Genomic DNA, 23,064 nt, shown 5'->3' with positions numbered 1-23,064 from the left:
CCAGCCCCGTATCTCCACACGAAAGATCCCAGGCAATGTCTGAGACAACAGGTGCTTCCTACGCGGCAGCGGGCGTCGACATCGAGGCCGGCGACCGCGCCGTCGAGCTGATGAAGGAGTGGGTGAAGAAGACGCAGCGCCCCGAGGTCGCGGGTCTCGGCGGCCTCGGCGGTTTCGCCGGCCTCTTCGACGCCTCGGCGCTCAAGCGCTACGAGCGTCCGCTCCTGGCCTCCGCCACGGACGGCGTCGGCACCAAGGTCGACCTCGCCCGCCAGATGGGTGTGTACGACACGATCGGTCACGACCTCGTCGGCATGGTCGTGGACGACCTCGTCGTCTGTGGCGCCGAGCCGCTGTTCATGACCGACTACATCTGCGTCGGCAAGGTGCACCCCGAGCGTGTCGCGGCCATCGTGAAGGGCATCGCCGAGGGCTGTGTGCTGGCCGGCTGCGCGCTGGTCGGCGGCGAGACCGCCGAGCACCCCGGTCTGCTGGGCGCGGACGATTTCGACGTGGCCGGAGCGGGGACGGGCGTGGTCGAGGCCGACCGCCTGCTGGGCCCCGACCGCATCCGCGAGGGTGACGCCGTGATCGCCATGGCGTCCTCCGGGCTTCACTCGAACGGGTACTCGCTCGTCCGCCACGTGGTGTTCGACCGGGCCGGCTGGACGCTGGACCGCCGGATCGAGGAGTTCGGCCGGACCCTGGGCGAGGAGCTCCTGGAGCCGACCCGGATCTACTCGCTGGACTGCCTGGCCCTCACCCGTACGACCGAGGTGCACGGCTTCAGCCACGTCACCGGCGGCGGCCTGGCCAACAACCTGGCCCGGGTCATCCCGGACGACCTGCACGCGACGGTGGACCGCTCCACGTGGACGCCGGGCGCGGTGTTCGACCTCGTCGGCAAGGCCGGCCAGGTCGAGCAGCTGGAGCTGGAGAAGACGCTCAACATGGGCGTCGGCATGATCGCGGTCGTCCCCGCCGAGTCCGTGGACGCGGCCCTGACGACGCTGGCCGACCGGGGCGTCGACTCCTGGGTCGCCGGGGAGATCACCGCCCGTGGCGACCACGCGACCGGCGCCGAGCTGGTGGGTTCGTACGCACGCTGAGCGGGAACACCGGTCGGGCCGACGGGCCCGGCCGGTCACCGGCAGCCTCGCCCTTCCCGCAGGCGGGCAGCACACCTCTCGGTCCGCACGCAGGCAGCACAAAACCCGGTCCGGAGAAGCTCCGGACCGGGGTGATGTGTCAGCGCGAGGTCAAGCGCCGCGGCGCTTGGACGAAGGACCGGACTGGTCGTTCTCGTCCTCGTCCTCGTCGTTGTTGTACAGATCCGCGTACTGTGCGTACGGGTCATCTTCCTCGTCGTCATCCTCGAACGGCTCCGCGTTCGGTGGCTGACTCGAAGTCGATGCGCCCAGCTCACTGGCCAGACGCGACAGGTCCGTCCCGCCGGTGCTGTATTTCAGCTGGCGGGCGACCTTGGTCTGCTTGGCCTTTGCCCGGCCGCGCCCCATGGCTCGACCCCCTCGGTGACGGGGCTCGACGGCCCCAGAGTCTTGACACGCGTTCATGTTTCAGGACGGACTCTCGGCAGAGAGACCGTGCCTGTAGAGCTTTAACGGTACCTGCTTCCGCGGCCATACGGTACGCCGCCCGCATCACGCGCCCCGGAAGAGGACCCTCGAGACGCCCTGTCCTCGCTGGTCAACTGCGATTTTAACCTCTTATCGGCAGGCGACCCGCCGACCGGCGTGAGTCTTGTCTCGCCGGTCGGCGGGTCGCCCGGCCGCACGGAGGGGTGCGGCTCAGCGGCGGCGGGCCTCCGCCATCCGCTGTTCGGCGATCCGGTCGGCCGCGGCGGCCGGCGGAATGCCGTCTTCCTTCGCACGTGCGAATATGGCCAGCGTGGTGTCGAAGATCTTCGTGGCCTTCGCCTTGCACCGGTCGAAGTCGAAGCCGTGCAGCTCGTCGGCGACCTGGATGACTCCGCCCGCGTTCACCACGTAGTCGGGCGCGTACAGGATGGCGCGGTCGGCCAGGTCCTTCTCGACGCCCGGGTGTGCGAGCTGGTTGTTGGCCGCGCCGCACACCACCTTCGCGGTGAGCACCGGCACGGTGTGGTCGTCGAGAGCGCCGCCCAGCGCGCACGGGGCGTAGATGTCCAGGCCCTCGGTACGGATCAGCGTGGCGGTGTCGGCCGCGACGGCGACCTCGGGGTGCTTGTCGGTGATCCGGCGCACCGATTCCTCGCGCACATCGGTGATCACGACCTCGGCACCGTCCGCGAGCAGGTGCTCGACCAGGTAGTGACCGACCTTGCCGACGCCGGCGACCCCCACTTTTCGGCCACGCAGCGTCGGGTCGCCCCACAGGTGCTGGGCCGAGGCCCGCATGCCCTGGAAGACGCCGAACGCGGTCAGCACCGACGAGTCGCCGGCGCCGCCGTTCTCGGGGGAGCGGCCGGTGGTCCAGCGGCACTCGCGGGCCACGACGTCCATGTCGGCGACGTAGGTGCCGACGTCGCAGGCCGTCACGTACCGGCCGCCGAGCGAGGCGACGAACCGGCCGTAGGCCAGCAGCAGTTCCTCGCTCTTGATCTGCTCGGGGTCACCGATGATGACGGCCTTGCCGCCGCCGTGGTCGAGCCCGGCCAGGGCGTTCTTGTACGACATGCCGCGCGCGAGGTTCAGCGCGTCGGCGACGGCCTCGGCCTCGGAGGCGTACGGGTAGAAGCGGGTGCCGCCGAGGGCGGGGCCCAGGGCGGTGGAGTGGAGGGCGATGACGGCCTTGAGGCCGCTGGCCCGGTCCTGGCAGAGGACGACTTGTTCGTGTCCGCCCTGGTCCGAGTGGAACAGGGTGTGCAGGACATCGACAGGCGCGCCGGTCACATCGGTCACTGTGGTGACTCCCAAGTACGAAGCGGCGGACAGACCCTCCTGAAGGTGGGGAGGGCCCGCCGGGCCGGCCGTACGGCCGGCCCGGCTGGGCAAGAGCGTAAGTCCTACCCCCACGTAGATCTGTTCCAGTGCCAAGGATCACCCCCTACCGGGGGACAGGCGTGACACGATCACCGCATGTCGGTGGTGTCTTCGGTGCTGGTTCCCTACGCGTCCTACCTCCGGGTGTACGAGCCACTGGCGGCCTTCCCGGAGGGCGAGCGCGCCCACTGGGCCCGCTATGCGGCCCGCGACCGGGTGCCCACGGCACAGGACGAACTCAGGCGCTCGCTGGCCGACTTGGCGGCGACCCCGCCCGCCGGTGTGCCGGCGCACGAGAGCGCCGACGCGTTCGTGGCCGAGGTGGACGGCGTGGTGTGCGTGTGCCCGTGGCGGACCCGGCTGCGCGGCTGGCTGGCGCTGGACGGGCTGGCGGAGCTGTTCCCCGGCCCGGTGCTCGACGCGGTGCTGCCGCCGGTGGTGCGCGGCCAGGCGCTGGCCGACCACGAGCGGTGGGCGGAGCGCAATCCGGACGCCCGGCCGTGGATCAGGACGGCGGTGTGGCAGGTTCCGGTGCGCTGGTTCGTGCTGTTCGCGGACGAGGAGCGGGAGCACGTGGTCGCCGGGCCGGACGGGGAGCCGCCGGTGTTCCGATACCGGACGCCGATGGTCGAGGCGCGGCGCCGGCTGGCCCGGTCGCTGCGGACGTTGCGGGAGACGATGGACGAGGGGCCGCTGACCACGGGGCTGGTGGACGTCGGGCGGTGGCTGGAGGAGTTCCACCCGCGCTCGCTCGTGGAGCTGGACTACGGCGGGCTCGTGCACGCGCTGCCGGAGCGGGAGCTCAGCGTCGACCGGAGCGCCGCCGACGTGGCGGAGGGGATCGCCGCGCTGCGGGCGGGCGACGCGGAGAGGGCGGCCGAGGCGTACGCGCGTCTCGCGGAGCGCTGGCGGGCCGTAAGGGACCGTCAGTTCGCCAACTGACCACCGAGGCACCCTGCACGGACGGCTCGTGAACCGGTGTCGGATGTGACACGTGTGGGTGAAGGGGCGGATGGTTCACAAGGGGTGGCGGGACCTACGTCCCGAACCGGGCCTTTGCCTCAACCGTGATGGATAGCACTTACGGGGCCCTTGCGTCCTTCCCTACCCCTCGTGCCAAAATAGGACAAGGAGTCCGGTGAGGACTCCATCCGTCCATGTATGGGTGGATCGCTCGGCATTGCACGCTATGGGGGGTCTGACGGCTCCTGATCGCTCTGTGACTGATCGTCACGGTGGTGTGACTGTCCGCTATGGCATGGTCCATCGGCTTTCCGTCGCTGATGAACACCTGGGAGGGCAATTCCATCGGTTTGGCCGACGTGGCTGGACGGATGGTGTAGTTGTAGTGCCGAGGACAAGCCGTTCGTCCTATAACCGACTCGGCCCGCGTCCGCCATTTCGGGCAACGTGGGTCAAGGTGCAGAATTTAGAGGAAAGAACCGAGATGGTTCGGTTCTCCCGAGGAGGCCGCTCATGACCGCTCGCACCCCTGATGCCGAGCCGCTGCTGACCCCGGCTGAGGTCGCCACGATGTTCCGCGTGGACCCGAAGACGGTTACCCGTTGGGCGAAGGCAGGCAAGCTCACGTCCATCCGCACGCTCGGTGGGCATCGCCGGTACCGCGAGGCAGAGGTCCGCGCACTGCTTGCGGGTATTCCGCAGCAGCGCAGCGAGGCCTGACAAAACCCCTGTCACCCCGTCACACCTGGGCTTCTGGGTCCCCCAACCCACTTGCTCACCCATAGCTCCATATGACGGGCGCCCGCCCCAACGGGCGCCATACCTGTGCCATACAGGTCATGTCATCCGATCGCGCTGGACTCCGCCGGGTCCAGCGCGATTTTTTTGCGCCCGCACCGGTTCCGCCCGGCAACCGCTCCCTGCCGGCCCTACGGCGCCGTCCGCGCGGCCGGCCCGGCGGCCGAGGGGTCTCGTCGGGGGTGTCGGCGGGCGGTGCGGGGGTATCCGGAAGACATCCTTCCGTGAGGTGCAATTGCACATATTAAATTCGCTAGTTGTAGGAAGGGTGTAAAGACCCCCCTTCTCAAAACTGATTCAGTGACACCCGTCACACCGCACGAGTGTTGCCAACTACGAGCCTGCCACTGTGAGGAAGTCGCTGGCCGCGCCGAAGGTCATCTCGTGGCAGGACTTACGTCCCCGCTTCGCGAAGGCCGTACGGAGGCCCGTCGGCGCCTCCTGGGCGGCTCGGGCGGCCCGGTGGCGCCGATCGGGCGCCCGGGCGGCCTGCGGGGCCGTCACGGGCCTCAGGGCGAGCCGCGGCAGGCTGGGTGGCCCGTTCGCGGTGACTCGCGCCCGTGGCTGCCCCATCGCGCCACCTCCTGGTGCATGTGCGCCGCCCGCTCCGGGATTCCGGGGCGGCACCAGGTTTCTGAGTACTCGTCGGTGGACACCGCGGTCAAGACGCGCGAAAGCCCGGATCGATGAGATCCGGGCTTTCGTTCTGCGGTCCTGACGGGATTTGAACCCGCGGCCTCCACCTTGACAGGGTGGCGAGCACTCCTAACTGCTCCACAGGACCAGGTTTCGCTGCCTTCCTCGCGTCCGGCTGCGAAAACAGACTGTACAGGAGTTCAGCGGGTGCGGTCGAACTCACTGCGGGTGGCGGTGCCGTTACGGAGATCCCCTACGGGGCCGCGGCGTCGATCGCCTTCACGATCCGCTTGTCCGAGACGGGGAACGCGGTGCCCAGGGCGTGCGCGAAGTAGCTCACGCGCAGCTCCTCGATCATCCACCGGATGTCCAGCACCTCCTGCGGGACGGGCCGGCTCCTGGGCAACTGCTCCAGCAGCCAGGCGTACTCGTCCTGCATCTCGTGGACCTTCTCCATGCGTGTGGTGTCCCGCTGGACGTTGGTCGGCATCTGCTGGAGCCTGCGGTCCTCGGCCACCAGGTACCGCATCAGGTCGGGCAGCCGGCGCAGGCCGGTCGCGGTGACGAAGCCGGGCGGCATCAGACGCGCCAGGTGATCCCGTACGTCCGTGACGTTGTTGATCAGCACCAGGCTGTTGGTGGCCTTCAGCCGGCGCTCGCACGCCTGCCAGGCCGCCAGGATCTGCTGCACCTGGCCGATCGTGCGCACGGTCAGGTCCACCAGGTCCGCGCGCACCTTGTCGTACAGCGTCCGGAACGACGCCTCGTCCCAGGCGGGGCCGCCGTGAGCCGCGATCAGCCGGTCGGCGGCCGCCGTCGCGCAGTCGTCGAAGAGGGCCTGGATCGAGCCGTGCGGATTGCGGGACAGGGCCAGCTTCTGCTGGTTCGTCAGCTTGTCCGACGCGAACTTCGCCGGGTTGACCGGGATGTTCAGCAGGATCAGCTTCCGGGTGCCCCGCCACATCGCCTGCGCCTGCTCGGCCTCCGTGTCGAAGAGGCGTACCGCCACGGTCTCGCCCTGGTCGACCAGCGCCGGGTACGCCTTGACCGGCTGACCGGCCCTCCGCGTCTCGAAGACCTTGTTCAGCGTGCCGATCGTCCAGTCCTTCAGACCCGAACGTTCGATGGATTCGCCGGAGGGCCCCGCGGTGGCCGCCGCGGCCTTGGAGAGGGCCTGACGGGCCTTCGGGCGCAGCTGGAGCTTCAGCGCCTCCAGGTCCTTGTCCTCGGCGACCCTGCGGCGCCGCTCGTCCACGATCCGGAAGGTGATCTTGAGGTGGTCCGGCACCCGGCTCAGGTCGAAGTCGTCCGCGGTGACAGGGACCCCGACCATCCGCTGGAGCTCGCGGGCGAGCGTCGCCGGCAGCGGCTCCTGGAGGGGCACGGCCCGGTCCAGGAACTTGTCGGCGTAGTTCGGGGCGGGCACGTAGTGCCGGCGGATCGGCTTGGGCAGCGAACGGATCAGTTCGGTGACGACCTCCTCGCGCAGGCCCGGGATCTGCCAGTCGAAGCCCTCGGCCGTTACCTGGTTGAGCACCTGAAGCGGAATGTGGACGGTCACACCGTCGGCGTCCGCGCCCGGCTCGAACTGGTAGGTCACCCGGAACTTCAGCTTCCCCTGCCGCCAGGAGTCCGGGTAGTCGTCCTTGGTGACGGCCCCGGCCTTCTCGTTGATGAGCATCGAGCGCTCGAAGTCGAGCGCGTCCGGCTCGTCGCGTCGCTTGTGCTTCCACCAGGAGTCGAAGTGGGCGCCGGAGACGATGTGTTCGGGGATGCGCTGGTCGTAGAAGTCGAACAGCGTCTCGTCGTCCACGAGGATGTCGCGGCGCCGGGCGCGGTGCTCCAGCTCCTCGACCTCGCCGAGCAGTTTGCGGTTGTCGTGGAAGAACTGGTGGTGCGTGCGCCAGTCGCCCTCGACCAGGGCGTTGCGGATGAAGAGGTCCCGCGAGGTCTCCTGGTCGATCCGGCCGAAATTGATCTTGCGCTGGGCGACGATCGGCACGCCGTACAGCGTGACCCGCTCGTACGCCATCACCGCGGCCTGGTCCTTCTCCCAGTGCGGCTCGCTGTAGGTGCGCTTCAGCAGATGCTGGGCCAGCGGCTCGATCCACTCCGGCTCGACCTTGGCGTTGACCCGCGCCCAGAGCCGGGACGTCTCCACCAGCTCCGCCGACATCACGAACCGCGGCTGCTTCTTGAACAGCGCGGACCCGGGGAAGATCGCGAACTTGGCGCTGCGGGCGCCCAGGTACTCGTTCTTCTCGGTGTCCTTCAGCCCGATGTGCGACAGCAGTCCGGCCAGCAGAGAGGTGTGCACCGACTGCTCGGGCGCGTCCTCCTCATTGAGCTCGATGCCCATCTGCTTGGCGACCGTGCGCAGCTGGGCGTAGATGTCCTGCCACTCACGAATGCGGAGGAAGTTCAGATACTCCTGCTTGCACATCCGGCGGAAGCTGGAGGAACCGCGCTCCTTCTGCTGCTCCCGGATGTAACGCCACAGGTTCAGGAACGCCAGGAAGTCGGACGTCTCGTCCTTGAACCTGGCGTGCTGCTGGTCGGCCTGCGTCTGCTTGTCGGAGGGCCGCTCGCGCGGGTCCTGGATGGAGAGCGCGGCGGCGATGACCATGACCTCGCGGACGCAGCCGTTGCGGTCGGCCTCGACGACCATACGGGCGAGGCGCGGGTCGACCGGCAGCTGCGAGAGCTTGCGGCCGAGCGGCGTGAGGCGCTTCTTCGCGTCCTTTTCTGCAGGGTCGAGCGCGCCGAGCTCCTGGAGCAGCTGCACGCCGTCGCGGATGTTGCGGTGGTCCGGCGGGTCGATGAAGGGGAACTTCTCGATGTCGCCGAGGCCGGCGGCGGTCATCTGGAGGATGACGGACGCCAGGTTCGTCCGCAGGATCTCCGCGTCGGTGAACTCCGGGCGGGTCAGGAAGTCGTCCTCGGAGTACAGCCTGATGCAGATGCCGTCCGAGGTACGGCCGCAGCGGCCCTTGCGCTGGTTGGCGCTGGCCTGCGAGATCCGCTCGATCGGCAGCCGCTGCACCTTGGTGCGGTGGCTGTAGCGGGAGATGCGGGCGGTGCCCGGGTCGATCACGTACTTGATGCCGGGGACGGTCAGCGAGGTCTCGGCGACGTTGGTGGCCAGCACGATCCTGCGCCCCGTGTGGCGCTGGAACACCCGGTGCTGCTCGGCGTGCGACAGGCGCGCGTAGAGGGGGAGCACCTCGGTGTTGCGCAGGTTGCGTTTGCCGAGCGCGTCGGCGGTGTCGCGGATCTCGCGCTCGCCGGAGAGGAAGGCCAGGACGTCTCCGGGTCCCTCGCCCTGGAGTTCGTCCACGGCCTCGCAGATCGCGGTGATCTGGTCGCGGTCGGCGTCGTCGGCGTCCTCCTCCAGGAGCGGCCGATAACGGACCTCCACCGGGTACGTACGCCCGCTGACCTCGATGATCGGGGCGTCACCGAAGTGGCGCGAGAAGCGTTCCGGGTCGATGGTCGCGGAGGTGACGACGACCTTCAGGTCGGGCCGCCTGGGCAGCAGCCGGGCCAGGTAGCCGAGGAGGAAGTCGATGTTCAGCGACCGCTCGTGGGCCTCGTCGATGATGATCGTGTCGTACGCGAGCAGCTCGCGGTCCGTCTGGATCTCGGCGAGCAGGATGCCGTCCGTCATCAGCTTGACGAAGGTCGCGTCCGGGTTCACCTGGTCGGTGAAGCGGACCTTCCAGCCGACGGTCTCGCCGAGCGGTGTCTTCAGCTCGTCGGCGATGCGCTCGGCCACCGTGCGCGCGGCGATCCGACGTGGCTGGGTGTGCCCGATCATGCCCCGGAGGCCCCGGCCCAGCTCCATGCAGATCTTGGGGATCTGGGTGGTCTTGCCGGAGCCGGTCTCACCCGCGACGATCACGACCTGGTGGTCGCGTATCGCCTCCAGGATCTCGTTCTTCTTCTGGCTGACCGGAAGCTGTTCGGGGTACGTGACGGCGGGCATCCGGCCCGCCCGCTGCTCGAGCCGCCCGGCTGCCTTGTCCGCCTGGGTGGCGATCTCGTCCAGCACGGCCTGCTGGGCCTCGGGCTTGCGGATACGGCGGGCGCCTTCGAGGCGGCGGCCGAGCCGGTTCGCGTCGCGGAGCGAGAGCTGCGCGAGCCGGGACTGGAGATCGGCGAAGGAAGTAGACATACGGATCCCAGGATCTCACCCGGGCCGGAGGAAGGGCGAACCCATTTCGGGCGGCGGTTCCTCCGGGGAGGACGGCGGCGGTCCGGCACGACAAAGGCCCCGTCCAGCGGACGGGGCCTTCGGGTGGTGGCTGGGGCCGGGATCGAACCGGCGACCTATCGCTTTTCAGGCGATCGCTCGTACCAACTGAGCTACCCAGCCACAAGGTTTCACGTGAAACCTCAGCGGTCCTGACGGGATTTGAACCCGCGGCCTCCACCTTGACAGGGTGGCGAGCACTCCTAACTGCTCCACAGGACCAAGCTATGTGCGAGACAAGTCTCGCACACGTTCAAGCGTGCCCCCAACGGGATTCGAACCCGTGCTACCGCCTTGAAAGGGCGGCGTCCTGGGCCACTAGACGATGAGGGCTAAGGGCCCACCTGCGCGCCTTGCAGCGCGTCGGGGACGTGAGAAGCATATGGGATGCCGGCGGCGTTCGCCAAAACGGTTTACGGGGACGGGGTCGGACCGGTCGGAGACGGGCTCGTGAGGGACGGCTTCTGCGCCGGAAGATGGCGGCTGACCTCGGCCGTCGTCAGTCCGAGGCCGCCCAGGGTGATCTCGTCCCAGGCTTGCAGGCGACGGGTGGAGCGGTCCAGATAGAGCACCGACGCGAGCACCTGTTCCGGCTTCTTGTTCTGGACGGCCCGCAGCCCGCCGCCGCCCGTGGAGCCCTCGACCATCAGCCGGGTGCCGCCCTTCAGGACCTCGTTCTGCCGGTGGTGCACATGGCCGGCCAGCGCCAGCGGCACCTCGCCGTCCGTCTCCTTCGCCGCCTCCGGCTCATGGGCGACGGCGATGTCGACGGGGGTCCCGGACCGCTGCTGCTCGCGCAGGGCGGCGGCGAGCGTGCGGCCGGCCACCCCCTCGACGTCCTCGGCCTGCTCGGGGCCCGTCCGGTCCGGGGTGAACTGCGGGTCTCCTACCCCGGCGACCCGCAGCCCGCCGACGGTCACGGCCCGGCCCTGGTCCAGGACGTGCACGTTCGGGAAGCGCTTCTTGTCGGACAGGTACTTCTGTGTCACCGCCGAGTCGTGGTTCCCTCGCACCCAGATGTAGGGGGCGCCGAGGTCGGCGATGGGGTCCAGGAAGCTGTTCTCGACGGCTGTGCCGTGGTCCATCGTGTCGCCGGAGTCGATGATCACGTCGATGTCGTACTGCTCCACGAGTGAGCCGATGATGTGCCATGCGGCCGGGTTGAGGTGGACGTCCGAGACGTGCAGGACGCGCAGCGTCGCCGGGTCCGGGCTGTAGACGGGGAGCGTCGAGGTGGCGTCGTACAGCTTGGTGACGTTGGTGACCAGGCGGGCCAGCTCCTGCTGGTAGACGTCGAAGTCGCTGACGATCGAGCGGGCGTCGCCGACGACCGAAGGGGCACTGGAGAGCAGCCCGGAGAACTTGGGCTCCAGGACCGACTTCGGGTTCCAGGTGGCGTACGCGCCGACGCCGGACGCGGCGAGCAGCGCGAGGGCCAGCCCCCCGGCCGCCAGGGCCCGGCGCGGCCGGCGGTAGACCGCGAGGCCCAGCGCCGTCGCCCCGGTCACCACCGCCACGCAGGAGCGCAGGGCCAGCTCGCGGGTGCCCGCCGCGACGTCCGACGTGACCTCGTCCTCCAGCCCGGCCAGCCGTTCGGGGTGCTGGACCAGGGCCTGCGAGCGGACCGGGTCGAGCCGGTCCACGTCCACGTCGAGGCGGACCGGGGCGTGGTGCGAATCAAGCTCCAGGGCGCCGAGCGGGGAGACGTTGATCTTGGTGCCGCCGCTGAGCGAGGGCCGCAGGGTCATCGTCGTGTCCATCGGCCCCACGGTCGTCCGGACGCTGCCCACCGCGAGCAGCCCGAGCCAGGCGCCGAACAGCACCACGACGACCAGTCCGAGGGCCCGGACGAACGGCCGGGGCGCGGCGAGGAGCCCGTGGGCGGCGCGGCGGGGTATCGGGCGGCGGAGGGGGAGTCGGGCGCGGGCCATTGGGTGCCCCTGCCCCAGTCGTGGCGCGGGTATGCCCGGGCGCCGGGACGGGCGAACGGACGGGCGAACGGACGGGCGCGGGGCCTGGGCGGGCCGGGTGGCCGTACGGGACAATGGCCGGGTGCTGGAGATGACGCGGGAAGCGTTCGAGGAACTGGTCGCCGAGGCACTGGACCGGATCCCGCCGGAGCTGACCCGGCTGATGGACAACGTCGCGGTCTTCGTCGAGGACGAGCCGGAGTCCGACGACCCGGAACTGCTCGGGCTGTACGAGGGCACGCCGCTGACCGAGCGCGGTGAGTGGTACGCGGGCGTGCTGCCGGACCGCATCACGATCTACCGGGGGCCGACGCTGCGGATGTGCGGGACGCGCGAGGACGTGGTGGCCGAGACGGAGATCACCGTCGTCCACGAGATCGCCCATCACTTCGGCATCGATGACGAGAGGCTGCACGCGCTCGGTTACGGGTGAGCCGGGTGCGGGGCGCGCGTCGGGAAGGAGCCGGCCCGCCGGGCGTGTCCCGGGCGGGGTCGCGGGAGTTGGGCACAGCGCACCCGGCTCGTTCATGTCAGGCCCCGTCCTTCCTCGTGTTCCCGGAGGTGCCCTCGTGCGCCAGTTCTCCGTCCCTGTCCGCTGGGCAGCGGTCACCGCTGTCACGCTCGCCACGTCCACCGGCTGTATGAGCGTCGGCTCCGACGGGGCGGAACCGGTGCCCTCGCGGTCCGCCGAGCCGAAGGACGCCGCCGTCGAGCCGAACGGCTCCACGGTGACGGGGACCGGCCGCTCCCGGTTCGGGGGCGCCGGTGCGCAGTCGGAGCGCCGGGTCGCCGGGCCGAGCGCTTCCGCGTCGCCCTCCGCGAGCGGCCCGGCCGCCGACGGGCCCGGGGGCGGACCGGATGAGGGCGGGGACCGGGCCGCCCGTCCCTCCGTACCGGCGGGGCCGGCCGCGTCCGCGCCGCCGGAGCCCTCGGCGCCGGCCGACCCCGGCCCCGTACCCGGTCCGGAGGATCCGGCGGACACGCCCGCGCCGCCGGAGCCGGAGCCCGAGCCGGAGCCCTCGGAGCCCGCGCCGCCGGCGCCCTCGGCGTCTCCGGCCGCTCAGTTCCGTACGGATGCCATGGGGTGGCGGGACGGGGTGGCGGCGTTGCGGACGCCGGAGGCATCACCGCAGGTGGGGCCGGTCTGAGGGGGCGGGTGAAGGGAGGGGGTTTGCGCAATGTGGGTGAGAGTGCGTATGGTGGTAGATCGCTTGATCCTATTGCCCGGCGCCGACACAGAAGAGCGCCGTGTGGCGCGTACTCTCCCTTGCCGTGGCTGGACCGCATTGAGGCGGTCGACATTGCGAAATCACGGAGTTATGGGCGCGTGCCGAGACTCCGGAAGGTTTCGCATTTCGCATGTCAATTTCCAGTTCTGACCGCACCGTCATGCCCGAGAACGTCGAGAACGACGAGCTCACCGCTGTTGCCGAGGCCGTCGTCGCAGAGACCGCCGAGTCCTCCGAGACCGCCGAGGCCGCTGAGCCGACCGTCACCTTCGCCGACCTGGGCCTGCCCGAGGGCATCGTCCGCAAGCTCGCGCAGAACGGTGTGACCACGCCCTTCCCGATCCAGGCGGCGACCATCCCGGACGCCCTGGCCGGCAAGGACATCCTCGGCCGCGGCCGTACCGGCTCCGGCAAGACCCTCTCCTTCGGCCTGCCGACCCTGTCGGCGCTGGCGGACGGGCACACCGAGAAGAAGAAGCCCCGCGCGATCATCCTCACCCCGACCCGTGAGCTCGCGATGCAGGTCGCGGACGCGCTCCAGCCGTACGGCGACGTGCTCGGCCTGAAGATGAAGGTCGTCTGCGGCGGTACGTCGATGGGCAACCAGATCTACGCCCTGGAGCGCGGCGTCGACATCCTCGTCGCCACCCCGGGCCGACTGCGCGACATCATCAACCGCGGCGCGTGCTCGCTGGAGAACGTCCAGGTCGCCGTCCTCGACGAGGCCGACCAGATGTCCGACCTGGGCTTCCTGCCCGAGGTCACCGAGCTGCTGGACCAGATCCCCGGGGGCGGCCAGCGCATGCTCTTCTCCGCCACCATGGAGAACGAGATCGGCACGCTGGTCAAGCGCTACCTGAGCAACCCGGTCACCCACGAGGTCGACTCCGCCCAGGGCAACGTCTCGACCATGTCGCACCACGTCCTCGTCGTGAAGCCGAAGGACAAGGCGCCGGTCACCTCCGCCATCGCCGCCCGCAAGGGCCGCACGATCATCTTCGTCCGCACCCAGCTGGGCGCCGACCGCATCGCCGAGCAGCTCGTCGACGCGGGCGTCAAGGCGGACGCGCTGCACGGCGGCATGACGCAGGGCGCGCGCACCCGGGTCCTGGAGGACTTCAAGAAGGGTTACGTCAACGCGCTCGTCGCGACCGACGTCGCCGCGCGCGGTATCCACGTCGACGGCATCGACCTGGTCCTGAACGTGGACCCGGCCGGTGACCACAAGGACTACCTGCACCGCTCGGGCCGTACCGCCCGGGCCGGCAAGTCCGGTGTCGTCGTCTCGCTGGCCCTGCCGCACCAGCGCCGCCAGATCTTCCGCCTGATGGAGGACGCGGGCGTCGACGCCTCGCGCCACATCGTGCAGGGCGCGGGCGTCTTCGAGCCGGAGGTCGCCGAGATCACCGGCGCCCGTTCGCTCACCGAGGTCCAGGCCGACTCCGCGAACAACGCCGCGAAGCAGGCCGAGCGTGAGGCCGCCGAGCTGACCAAGCAGCTGGAGCGTGCCCAGCGCCGCGCCGTCGAGCTCCGCGAGGAGGCCGACCGCCTGGTGGCGCGGGCCGCCCGTGAGCGCGGCGACGACCCCGAGGCCGCCGTGGCCGAGGTCACCGCCGAGGCCGAGGCCGCCCTCGCGGCTGCCGCCGCCTCCGTGCCGGAGCAGCCGGCCGTGCGCGAGGACCGCCGCGACGACCGGGGCAACTACGAGCGCCGCGACAACCGCGGTGGCTACCGGGGCAACGACCGCCGCGACGACCGGGGCGACCGTCCGTTCCGCCGCGACGACCGGGGCGACCGTCCGTCGGGTGGCTACCGGGGCAACGACCGCCGGGACGAGCGCCCGTCGTTCAACCGCGACCGTCGTGACGACCGTCCCTCGGGCGGCTTCCGCTCCGGCGGCGGCGACCGTCCGTTCAACCGCGACCGTCGTGACGACCGCCCGTCGGGCGGCTTCCGCTCCGGCGGAGACCGCCGCGACGACCGGGGCGACCGTCCGTCGGGTGGCTACCGGGGCAACGACCGCCGGGACGAGCGCCCGTCGTTCAACCGCGACCGTCGTGACGACCGTCCCTCGGGCGGCTTCCGCTCCGGCGGCGGCGACCGTCCGTTCAACCGCGACCGTCGTGACGACCGCCCGTCGGGCGGCTTCCGCTCCGGCGGCGGCGACCGGCCGAACGGCCGCCGCGACGACCACCGTTCGACCGGCACCAGCACCGGCTCCTTCGGCCGCCGCGACGACAAGCCGCGCTGGAAGCGCAACGGCTGATCGTCCGTAGGTCTCCGACCTGATCAAGCGGGCCCGTCCTTCGTGGACGGGCCCGCTTTCGTTTACGGCCCCGTTCCCTGAACGGGTTCGAATCTGCCTATCGGTGCATGTGCGGCTGCTGTTAATGTCGCCTGACTCGCATGGGGGGTTGGGGCCGGGGGGCTTTCAATTCGCACAGACCGCGGCACATGCTGCCGCGTCCTCCCCATGCCTTTACGAGGGTGTCCGGGAGGGACTCAGTTTGAGACGTCACGTGGGTGTGCGCAGTTCGGTCGCCGTTGTCGCGGCCCTTGTCATCGGCGCGGGCTTCGTACCACTGGACGCGGCACCCGCGCGTGCGGCGACCGGTGACGAGGTGGTCTTTCCCGCGGACGTCGCCGCACAGCCGAGGACGGTCATTCCGCTTTCGGCCGGGCCGACGGGATACCTCCGGTACGAGGAGGGGCGCGGTCAGTTCTGGAGTTCGTACAGCGGTGAGAACCACATCATCTACAACGACCTCGAGGGGCCCGATGCCGATGGCACCTACGGGGCCGGGGCCGACGTCGTGGCCGCGTACCAGAGCTGGGGGATGGCTGGACCAGGCCGGATCCGGTTGTACGACGCGGCCGCGGGGACCAACTCCTACCTGGAGTTGCCCGTGGGGCACGAGTACGTGGGGACCTACGGCACGACGGTCGTGACGTACAGCCGCACGAGCCCCACGGCCGCGCCGTCGTGGCATCTGCTGCGGCTCGTGAACCGTGCCGTCCAGGACACCGAGGTCGTCGGGTGGCCCGACGGCGCCGAGCGTCCTCTCAAGGCGGTCACCGGCGGGGCCGATGGCGTTCTCGTGCGGTACGGCCAGGGGGCCCGGCTCCGGCCGTTGTGGATCTCGCTGACGACCGGTGAGGCCCGCCCGGTGGGTCCCGACGTCTCCGCCGCTACGGCGTCCACGGTGGTGTCCCGCGACCACGTGGTGGAGTGGACCAAGGACGGCAAGGTGACGTTCTACGCGAAGGACGCGTCGCAGTCCGGGCCTCTGCTCGTGAGCCAGGTGAAGGACCTTCCCTACGCGGAGGGCGACAGGCTGCTCGGCGTGACCGGGCAGCGACTGGTGGTCGCACGCGCCTCCGGGCAGGGAGGATCGACTCCGTACCGGCTCGTGACCGTTCCCCTGGACGGCGGTCCCGAGGAGGCGCTCTTCGCCTACGGGCGGGCCGACGCCATGCCCACTCCGGACGGCGGGCTGCTCGTGGTGGCCGGTTCCCGTCCTGACGGGCTGGGGGTGCAGCTGATCCGCCCCGGTGACGGCGGACCGGCCACGGACAAGCTGGTCGACATCACACCGGCGACGTCGCGACCGCAGGAGATGAGCTTCAGTCAGGGGAGGCTCGAATCGCTGGAACTCCTGCCCGACCAGAGCAAGGGCTTCCGTTCGCGGACGGTATCCGTGTCGGGTCCCCTTGCCGTCGGTGGCACGGGGCCGGCCGGTGACCGTGGCTTCGATCTGGCGGACTGCGGGGACAGCGACGGGTGCCCGACCCTGTACGCCACAGGCGACGGGCGAACCGTGATCATGCCGGCGCCCGGCGGCGATCGCCCCCAGATGCCGTCGCTCGTGGGGCCGGGAGGGACCGAGGCCGTTCCGTTGTCGGTCCCCGGTCTCGCCCGGTTCCAGGTCAGGGACGTGTCGGGCCGCTACGCACTGGGCGGCGGCGGCAGCACCGACGGCGATGACACCGGCCTCGTCACCGTCGATCTGGACACGGGGACGCTGTTGGCGAACATGACGTTCGGCGGTGAGGACGCAGATCTGTACGGAGACCAGGTGTGGGGCGCGGGCACCGTGGCGGGCACGGTGGTCGGTCGCGACGCGCGGACCGGGGCAGTGCGGCAGACGGTGGATCTCGGCACGGGGTGCAGGGCCGAGTCCATCAAGGTGACTTCGCACTGGCTCAGTTGGGACTGCGCCGGAAGCCCCGCCAGGGGCGGCGTGTTCGATCTCGAGAAGAAGACCAACCTGACTCATCTCGACCCGGTGTCCGTGCTCGGCGACGGTTACGTCGGGTGGCGCAACGGAGACGACGTGAAGATCACCGATGTGCGGGGGAGCACCCCCGTACCGGTGCACACGTACACGATGGCCGGCGACGGTGAGCGGGAACAGAAGTACGCCATCGACACCGGCACCGGACGCATCGCGTATCAGCGGCAGGCCGACGGGGACATCACGGTCGCCGATCTGGGGGTCCCCGCCTCGCCGCTGACGCGGATCGACTCCGATGTACCGGCATCGGCGTCGCTGCGGGGCGGGATTCCGTCCTGGACGGCGCGCTGGTGGTTGTCGAAGCCGGCCGCCTCCTGGCAGCTGACGTTGAAGAACCGGACCACGGGTGCCACCGTCCGGACTCTGACGGGCGGAGAGGCGCGCGGCCTGATCACGGCCGCCTGGGACGCGAAGACCGCCTCCGGCGCGTACGCCCCCAACGGCTCCTACACCTGGACCCTCACCGCCGCCCCCGCCGACGGCCAGGGCGCGGCCCTCACCACGTCCGGCACCCTCGAGCTGACCGGCGGGGCCGCCGTGGCGCGGGACTTCGTCAAGGCGGACGGCTTCGGGGACCTGCTCGCGTTCACCTCGGCCGGCCAGGCCGACTGGCGGGCCGGGACCGGGACCGGGACCGGGCGGGTCGAGGACAAGGTGTCGGCCACCGGCTGGACGGACGAGAACACCGTGACCGCCGCCGTGCCGTTCGAGGACATCAGCGGCGACCGGTGCAACGACGTGCTGGTCCGTACGAAGGCGGGCGAGCTGCGCGCCTACACGCCCGCCTGCGGGGCCGCGCTCAAGCCCAGCACGCCGTACAAGAAGATCGGCACCGGCTGGAACATGTTCGACGCCCTGACCTCGCCCGGTGACATGTCGGGCGACGGGCGGGCCGACCTGCTCGGCCGGACGCCCACGGGCGACCTGTACTTCTACAAGGGCAAGGGCAACGGCCTGTTCGAGCCCCGCGTGAAGATCGGTTACGGCTGGCAGGGGTACCTCCTGGCCGGCACGGGCGACATGAACGGTGACGGCAAGGGCGACCTGGTGGCCCGCGACCGCTCGGGCAACGTGTGGCGCTACCCGGCCACCGGCGAGGGCACACTCGGCACCCGTACGAAGATCGGTTACGGCTGGACCATGTACGACACGATGGTCGGCTCCGGAGACCTGAACGGTGACGGCATCGCGGACCTGCTGGCCCGCGACACGTCCGGGGTGCTGTGGAGCTACCGCGGCGACGGCAAGGGCGCGCTGGCGGCGCGTACCAAGGTCGGCGGCAGCTGGCAGATGTACACCCGCCTCTACTGATGACTCACTCGACATCCGGGCTTCCCGGGAGGAACCTCTCTTGACCAAGTTCATACGCGGCCGCGCGGCCCTCGTCGGTGCCGTGGCCGGAGCGACCGTGCTCGCCACGGCCGCCGTACCGGCGAGCGCCGCCGGCCCCGCCCCGGCCACCGTGGCGACGACCGGGGTGTACGGCCTCGACTTCGCGGGCGGACGGCTGGTGACGGCGGAGCGGAGCCCTTCCGGCGACCGCATGGTGTACGACCGCCGGGTGTCCGCCGACGCCCTGACCGTGGGGGCGCGCGAGAGCCGTGTCTTTGCCGGGACGTACGCCAACGGCGCGCACCTCGGCACGGTGCCCTGTGACAACGGCGACTGCGTCGAGCTGGTCGCTTCGGGCCACGGTGACGTCGGCACGGTGTTCGTCGACGGCGACGGCGCCGGCACCGAGTCGGTGCAGTTCTGGGCTCCCGGAAACGCGTACCACGGGGGTGACACCAAGTACCCCGTGGGCACGGCCGAGGTCGTGGACCTGACCGGGCGGGCCTACGTCGTCAACGGTGGTTCTCCCGCCAAGCAGCGGGCGGGGATGTACCCGGGCTACACCTCGACGGCCTCCCCCATCGTCCGCACCGCGGGCGCGGCTTCCGTCTGGGGCACCTCGCTGTGGGCGGCGACCACCGCCACCGGGGCGCTCACCGCGACCGACCTGGAGACGAAGAAGGTCGTGCAGACGGCGGCCACCGGCGCTCCCTGCGTGCTCAAGGAGGTGCGCGCGGTCGGCCGCTGGGTCTACTGGAACTGCGGGACGACCGGTGCGGCCGGCGTGTACGACCGTACGGCGAAGAAGTCGTTCACCGTGCCGTCCGGCCCCTCCCTGGTCGGTGACGGCTACCTCGTCCGGCACGACCGGACGGCGGGCAAGCTGCTGCTCACCGACTTCCACACCGGCAAGGCGGCCGCTCCGCGCGCGATTGCGGACCTCCCCGCCGGGAAGGCCGCCGATCAGCGACGGCTGACCTGGGCGGTGGACAAGTTCGGCGGCGACATCGCCTACCTCGACGCCGCGCAGACGCTCCACATCGTGCCCAGCGGGGTGCCCGCGCAGCCCCTCGCGAAGATCGCGTCCGATGTGGGCGGGGACTACATGGACATCAAGGGCGTCGACGGGCTGGAGAGCTGGAACAGCACCTGGCAGTTCAACAAGCCCGCCACCTGGACGTACACCGTCAAGGACTGGACGGGCCGTACGGTACGCACCCTCACGGGTGATTCCGGCACCGAGGCCGACGTGGCCTGGGACGGCCGGACGGCCGCGGGCGGGTACACGGGCAACGGCAAGCACACCTGGACGCTGAAGGCGACGGCCGAGGACGGCTCGGGGACGTACTCCACCAGCGGGAGCCTGTCCGTGGCCGGCGGCGAGCCGGGCCTCCACGACCAGGGCGCCTACAGCATCGGCGACCTCGTCACGCTCAACTCCTCCGGGGACCTGACCATCCAGTTCGGGCAGGCTTCGGGCGTCTTCAGCGGCAAGAAGTCCGGGACCGGCTGGCCGGCCGGCACCGTCGCCGTGCCCTTCGCGGACACCAGCGGCGACCGCTGCTCCGAGCTGCTGGTGCGGATGCCCGGCGGGGAACTGCGCCGGTACGACGGCAGCTGCGGCGCGTCCGGCTACAAGCCGGCCGGCAAGCACACCGTGATCGGCGGCGGCTGGCAGCAGTACGACGTGCTGACGTCGCCCGGCGACCTCAACGGCGACGGGCGGGCCGACCTCGTGGCCCGTCAGAAGTCCACCGGTGACATCTACTTCTACGCGGGCACGGCGGCCGGGAAGTTCCTCCCGAAGACCCGGATCAACACCGACTGGCGGACGTACGCCCAGATCACCGGTGCCGGCGACCTCACCGGCGACGGCATCCCCGACCTGCTCGGCCACGACCGCAACGGCGGCCTCTGGCGCTACAGCGGTCTGGGCAACGGCCGCTTCGCCGCGCGCGTGAAGGTGTTCACCGACTGGGGCCGCTCGTACAACACCATGGTCGGTGTCGGCGATCTGAACGGCGACGGCCGGAACGACATCGTCGTCCGCGACTCGGCGGGCAAGCTGTTCCGGAACAACGGCAACGGCAAGGGCTCGTTCGGAGCCCGTACGCAGATCGCCACCGGCTGGCAGACGTACAAGGGCATCTTCTGAGGCTCTGAGCCCGCCCCGGTCCCGGTGACGGGGCCGCGCGGCCGATACCCGATCGGCTGCGCGGCCGGGGCGGGCTATGCTCGGGGGTGATCTGCCGAGGGCCGTTAGCTCAATTGGTCAGAGCAGCGGACTTTTAATCCGTTGGTTGTGGGTTCGAGTCCCACACGGCCTACCTCGTTGCCCCGGGTCCGCGCGTGCGCGGCCCCGGGGCACTGTCATGTCCGGGGGCGGGCGGTGCTGCGGGCCGTCGTCCGGGCCGGAGCCGGCCGGCACCGAGGGTGTGTCAGACCAGGAGCTTCGACTTCGCCCGCTGGTACTCCTCCTCGGTAATGGCGCCCTTGTCCTTGAGGTCGGCGAGCTTCGACAGGTCCTCGACGTGGCCGCCCTGGTGGCTGCCGCCCTCCGTACCCGCCGCGTCTCTGATGTACGCCTTGAAGGCGGCGTCACGCTCCTTCGCCTCCTGGACGTCGCGCTTGCCCATGGACTTGCCGCGGGCGATCACGTAGATCAGCACGCCCACGTAGGGCAGCACCAGCGCCAGGATCAGCCAGCCGGCCTTGCCCCAGCCGCTCAGGTCGTGGCTGCGGAAGATGTCCATGATGACCCGGAAGAGCAGGAAGAGCCACATGATCCAGAGGAAGAACCAGAGCATCGTCCAGAACAGGTTGAGCAGGGGATAGTCGTCCATCGTCCACTCCCGGGTCCGCGTCGGACTGGCTGAATCTGAAAACAGTCATATCACCACATTCACCCCATTGCTCATTGGTGCGGGCCGAGAGGAGGGGCGGTGAGAGGGCCGGGGGCGCGTGCGGTGGTCATGAGAGCCCCGGACATGACGTAGAGTTGGGTTTACCGACGCGGGGTGGAGCAGCTCGGTAGCTCGCTGGGCTCATAACCCAGAGGTCGCAGGTTCAAATCCTGTCCCCGCTACTGAAGGATCAGGCCCGGCACGCAAGCAGCGTGCCGGGCCTGATGCGTTTCGATGGGACTCCCTGCCGGCGCGTCCGCTTCGCCCCATCGGCGGCCGAGGATTCGCCCGGTGGCCGCGCGGGCGCGAGGCTGGGAAAGGTGCGCGGTACCGTCCGCGGCCGTGGCTGCACCGGGCAGGAGACCGCAGGTGGGGAAGTGGGAACGACGGTGGCGCGGGCCTGACGGCACGGTGGGCCGCCGGTTCGTCCGGGTGCTGCCGGTGGCGATGATCGTCATCGGGCTGGTGTTCGACCTCTTCACGCCGCCCTCCTACACGGCCGTCCCGATGTTCGCGGCCGCCCCGCTGATCGCCGCGCCCTTCTTCGGTATGGGCACCACGATCCGGATCGGGATCGCCTCGGTGCTCGCCCTCGCCGGAATCCGGCTCTACACCGGCGACCTGGTCCAGGTGGTCTCGTTCATCGAGATGGTCACCGTGCTCACGGTCGCCGTGCAGGCGTGCGTGATCAACCGGGTCGTGCGGCGCGGCAGCGACCAGTTGGCGTCCGCCCGGATCATCGCCGAGACGGCCATGCGGGCCGTGCTGCCCGCGCCGCCCGAGCGGATCGGCGGACTCCAGGTGGCCGCGCGGTACGAGGCGGCGCAGGCGGACGAGTTCGTCGGGGGTGACCTCTTCGCGGCCGCTGACACTCCGTACGGCGTACGGCTGGTGCTGGGGGACGTGCGCGGGAAGGGGCTGGAGGCGGTCGGCGCGGTGGCGGTGGTGATCGGGGCGTTCCGGGAGGCGGCGGAGCAGGAGAAGTCGCTGGAGGGCGTGGCGCAGCGGTTGGAGCGTGCGCTGGCGCGTGAGTCGGTGCGGCGGAGCAATCTGGACGCGTTCGAGGGGTTCGTGACCGCGGTGCTCGCGGAGATCCCGCCGGGTGCGCAGGTCGTGCGGATGGTGAACCGCGGCCATCCGGACCCGCTGCTGCTGCACGGGGACGGGGCGGTGGAGTCGCTGACGCCCTCGGAGCCCGCGCTTCCGTTGGGCATGGACCTGGGGGTGAGGCCGGACCGCTCGGACGACTGGGAGCTGCCGGCCGGCGGGACGCTGCTGTTCTACACGGACGGTCTGTCGGAGGCGCGGGACGCCGGCGGTGTCTTCTACGACCCTGCGGAGCGGCTGCGCGGGCGCCTCTTCCCCGGCCCTGAGGAGCTGTTGTCCGCGCTGACCGACGACGTACGCCTGCATACGGGGGGCGAGTCGACCGACGACATGGCGCTGCTCGCGGTGGCCCGGCCGGCGAAGGGGCAGCCGGACCGGCGCAGGACGGTGAAGATCGTCAAGCGGGGTGCCACGCTGGGTGACTGAGGGGCGCCGCTCCGCATAACAGTTGACGCAACGTCAGAAAACGCGTAGTGGTTGGACGCCGATCAACTCGCCCGGTTCCACCCGGTTGTGTCCCGTAAAGTCCAGGCCGTGCGCGTGAACGATCAGTGGGAACAGCTTGGAATCGGACCCGTCTGTCTATTAACGTTCGATA

At 70.4% G+C, this 23,064-nt stretch carries 14 protein-coding genes and 6 tRNA genes; 11 read left to right on the top strand and 9 right to left on the bottom strand.

Annotation, left to right across the window (positions count from 1 at the left end; translation table 11 throughout):
* Positions 1-35 precede the first annotated feature (35 nt).
* Positions 36-1,109 (top strand): phosphoribosylformylglycinamidine cyclo-ligase, encoded by a 1,074-nt coding sequence (gene purM, locus ACN6LM_RS15995; protein ID WP_445066021.1) that lies wholly within the window; start codon positions 36-38, stop codon positions 1,107-1,109.
* A 150-nt stretch (positions 1,110-1,259) separates the two neighbouring features.
* Here purM and ACN6LM_RS15990 read toward each other — a convergent pair whose 3' ends face one another.
* Positions 1,260-1,517 (bottom strand): DUF3073 domain-containing protein, encoded by a 258-nt coding sequence (locus ACN6LM_RS15990; protein WP_073966783.1) that lies wholly within the window; start codon positions 1,515-1,517, stop codon positions 1,260-1,262.
* Between the two features lie 291 nt (positions 1,518-1,808).
* Positions 1,809-2,900 carry a Leu/Phe/Val dehydrogenase gene (locus ACN6LM_RS15985; RefSeq protein WP_445066020.1) on the bottom strand — a complete coding sequence of 364 codons (1,092 nt, stop codon included), beginning with the start codon at positions 2,898-2,900 and terminating at the stop codon, positions 1,809-1,811.
* 177 nt (positions 2,901-3,077) lie between these two features.
* Between ACN6LM_RS15985 and ACN6LM_RS15980 the strand changes: the two genes are divergently transcribed.
* Positions 3,078-3,923 (top strand): hypothetical protein, encoded by an 846-nt coding sequence (locus tag ACN6LM_RS15980; protein WP_445066019.1) that lies wholly within the window; start codon positions 3,078-3,080, stop codon positions 3,921-3,923.
* A gap of 534 nt (positions 3,924-4,457) precedes the next feature.
* Positions 4,458-4,664 carry a developmental transcriptional regulator BldC gene (gene bldC, locus ACN6LM_RS15975; protein WP_003949541.1) on the top strand — a complete coding sequence of 69 codons (207 nt, stop codon included), beginning with the start codon at positions 4,458-4,460 and terminating at the stop codon, positions 4,662-4,664.
* A 787-nt stretch (positions 4,665-5,451) separates the two neighbouring features.
* Here bldC and ACN6LM_RS15970 read toward each other — a convergent pair.
* The 6 genes from ACN6LM_RS15970 to ACN6LM_RS15945 form a co-directional block, all read right to left on the bottom strand.
* A tRNA-Asp gene (locus ACN6LM_RS15970) sits at positions 5,452-5,526 on the bottom strand.
* Between the two features lie 105 nt (positions 5,527-5,631).
* Positions 5,632-9,552: an ATP-dependent RNA helicase HrpA gene (hrpA, locus tag ACN6LM_RS15965; protein WP_445066018.1), complete on the bottom strand. Its 3,921-nt coding sequence runs from the start codon at positions 9,550-9,552 to the stop codon at positions 5,632-5,634.
* Between the two features lie 124 nt (positions 9,553-9,676).
* Positions 9,677-9,753, bottom strand: a tRNA-Phe gene (locus ACN6LM_RS15960).
* A 24-nt stretch (positions 9,754-9,777) separates the two neighbouring features.
* Positions 9,778-9,852 (bottom strand) — tRNA-Asp (locus tag ACN6LM_RS15955).
* A gap of 38 nt (positions 9,853-9,890) precedes the next feature.
* Positions 9,891-9,963, bottom strand: a tRNA-Glu gene (locus ACN6LM_RS15950).
* A gap of 80 nt (positions 9,964-10,043) precedes the next feature.
* Positions 10,044-11,561 (bottom strand): metallophosphoesterase family protein, encoded by a 1,518-nt coding sequence (locus tag ACN6LM_RS15945; protein ID WP_445066017.1) that lies wholly within the window; start codon positions 11,559-11,561, stop codon positions 10,044-10,046.
* Positions 11,562-11,682: 121 nt separating this feature from the next.
* On the opposite strand from ACN6LM_RS15945, the gene ACN6LM_RS15940 reads away from it, so the two are divergent.
* The 6 genes from ACN6LM_RS15940 (at position 11,683) to ACN6LM_RS15915 (ending at position 20,783) form a co-directional block, all read left to right on the top strand.
* On the top strand, positions 11,683-12,033 hold the full coding sequence (locus tag ACN6LM_RS15940) for a metallopeptidase family protein (protein ID WP_343242212.1): 351 nt from the start codon (positions 11,683-11,685) through the stop codon (positions 12,031-12,033).
* Positions 12,034-12,169: 136 nt separating this feature from the next.
* Entirely contained in the window at positions 12,170-12,748 is a 579-nt protein-coding gene (locus ACN6LM_RS15935; RefSeq protein WP_445066016.1) for a hypothetical protein, read from the top strand.
* Positions 12,749-12,989: 241 nt separating this feature from the next.
* Positions 12,990-15,095 carry a DEAD/DEAH box helicase gene (locus tag ACN6LM_RS15930; protein WP_445066015.1) on the top strand — a complete coding sequence of 702 codons (2,106 nt, stop codon included), beginning with the start codon at positions 12,990-12,992 and terminating at the stop codon, positions 15,093-15,095.
* 241 nt (positions 15,096-15,336) lie between these two features.
* On the top strand, positions 15,337-18,435 hold the full coding sequence (locus tag ACN6LM_RS15925) for an FG-GAP-like repeat-containing protein (RefSeq protein ID WP_445066014.1): 3,099 nt from the start codon (positions 15,337-15,339) through the stop codon (positions 18,433-18,435).
* A gap of 40 nt (positions 18,436-18,475) precedes the next feature.
* Positions 18,476-20,611 carry an FG-GAP repeat domain-containing protein gene (locus ACN6LM_RS15920; protein ID WP_445066013.1) on the top strand — a complete coding sequence of 712 codons (2,136 nt, stop codon included), beginning with the start codon at positions 18,476-18,478 and terminating at the stop codon, positions 20,609-20,611.
* Between the two features lie 98 nt (positions 20,612-20,709).
* Positions 20,710-20,783, top strand: a tRNA-Lys gene (locus ACN6LM_RS15915).
* A gap of 111 nt (positions 20,784-20,894) precedes the next feature.
* Here ACN6LM_RS15915 and ACN6LM_RS15910 read toward each other — a convergent pair.
* Complete coding sequence (locus tag ACN6LM_RS15910; RefSeq protein ID WP_445066012.1) at positions 20,895-21,299, bottom strand: SHOCT domain-containing protein; 405 nt, start codon at positions 21,297-21,299, stop codon at positions 20,895-20,897.
* 168 nt (positions 21,300-21,467) lie between these two features.
* On the opposite strand from ACN6LM_RS15910, the gene ACN6LM_RS15905 reads away from it, so the two are divergent.
* Both ACN6LM_RS15905 and ACN6LM_RS15900 read left to right on the top strand, forming a co-directional pair.
* Positions 21,468-21,541, top strand: a tRNA-Met gene (locus ACN6LM_RS15905).
* 187 nt (positions 21,542-21,728) lie between these two features.
* The gene (locus ACN6LM_RS15900) at positions 21,729-22,892 is read left to right on the top strand and encodes a PP2C family protein-serine/threonine phosphatase (protein WP_445066011.1); all 1,164 of its coding nucleotides are present in this window, start codon (positions 21,729-21,731) and stop codon (positions 22,890-22,892) included.
* Positions 22,893-23,064 lie beyond the last annotated feature (172 nt).

This window comes from Streptomyces sp. SAS_281 (assembly GCF_052542855.1).
The sequence above is the reverse complement of the archived record's forward strand: the minus strand, read 5'-3'. Positions and strand labels throughout refer to the sequence as shown.

What these genes read in the sequence shown, in the direction of transcription:
- purM (WP_445066021.1), top strand. Translation starts at nt 36, where the DNA reads ATGTCTGAGACAACAGGTGCTTCCTACGCGGCAGCGGGCGTCGACATC.
- ACN6LM_RS15990 (WP_073966783.1), bottom strand. Translation starts at nt 1,517, where the DNA reads ATGGGGCGCGGCCGGGCAAAGGCCAAGCAGACCAAGGTCGCCCGCCAG.
- ACN6LM_RS15980 (WP_445066019.1), top strand. Translation starts at nt 3,078, where the DNA reads ATGTCGGTGGTGTCTTCGGTGCTGGTTCCCTACGCGTCCTACCTCCGG.
- bldC (WP_003949541.1), top strand. Translation starts at nt 4,458, where the DNA reads ATGACCGCTCGCACCCCTGATGCCGAGCCGCTGCTGACCCCGGCTGAG.
- hrpA (WP_445066018.1), bottom strand. Translation starts at nt 9,552, where the DNA reads ATGTCTACTTCCTTCGCCGATCTCCAGTCCCGGCTCGCGCAGCTCTCG.
- ACN6LM_RS15945 (WP_445066017.1), bottom strand. Translation starts at nt 11,561, where the DNA reads ATGGCCCGCGCCCGACTCCCCCTCCGCCGCCCGATACCCCGCCGCGCC.
- ACN6LM_RS15930 (WP_445066015.1), top strand. Translation starts at nt 12,990, where the DNA reads ATGCCCGAGAACGTCGAGAACGACGAGCTCACCGCTGTTGCCGAGGCC.
- ACN6LM_RS15910 (WP_445066012.1), bottom strand. Translation starts at nt 21,299, where the DNA reads ATGGACGACTATCCCCTGCTCAACCTGTTCTGGACGATGCTCTGGTTC.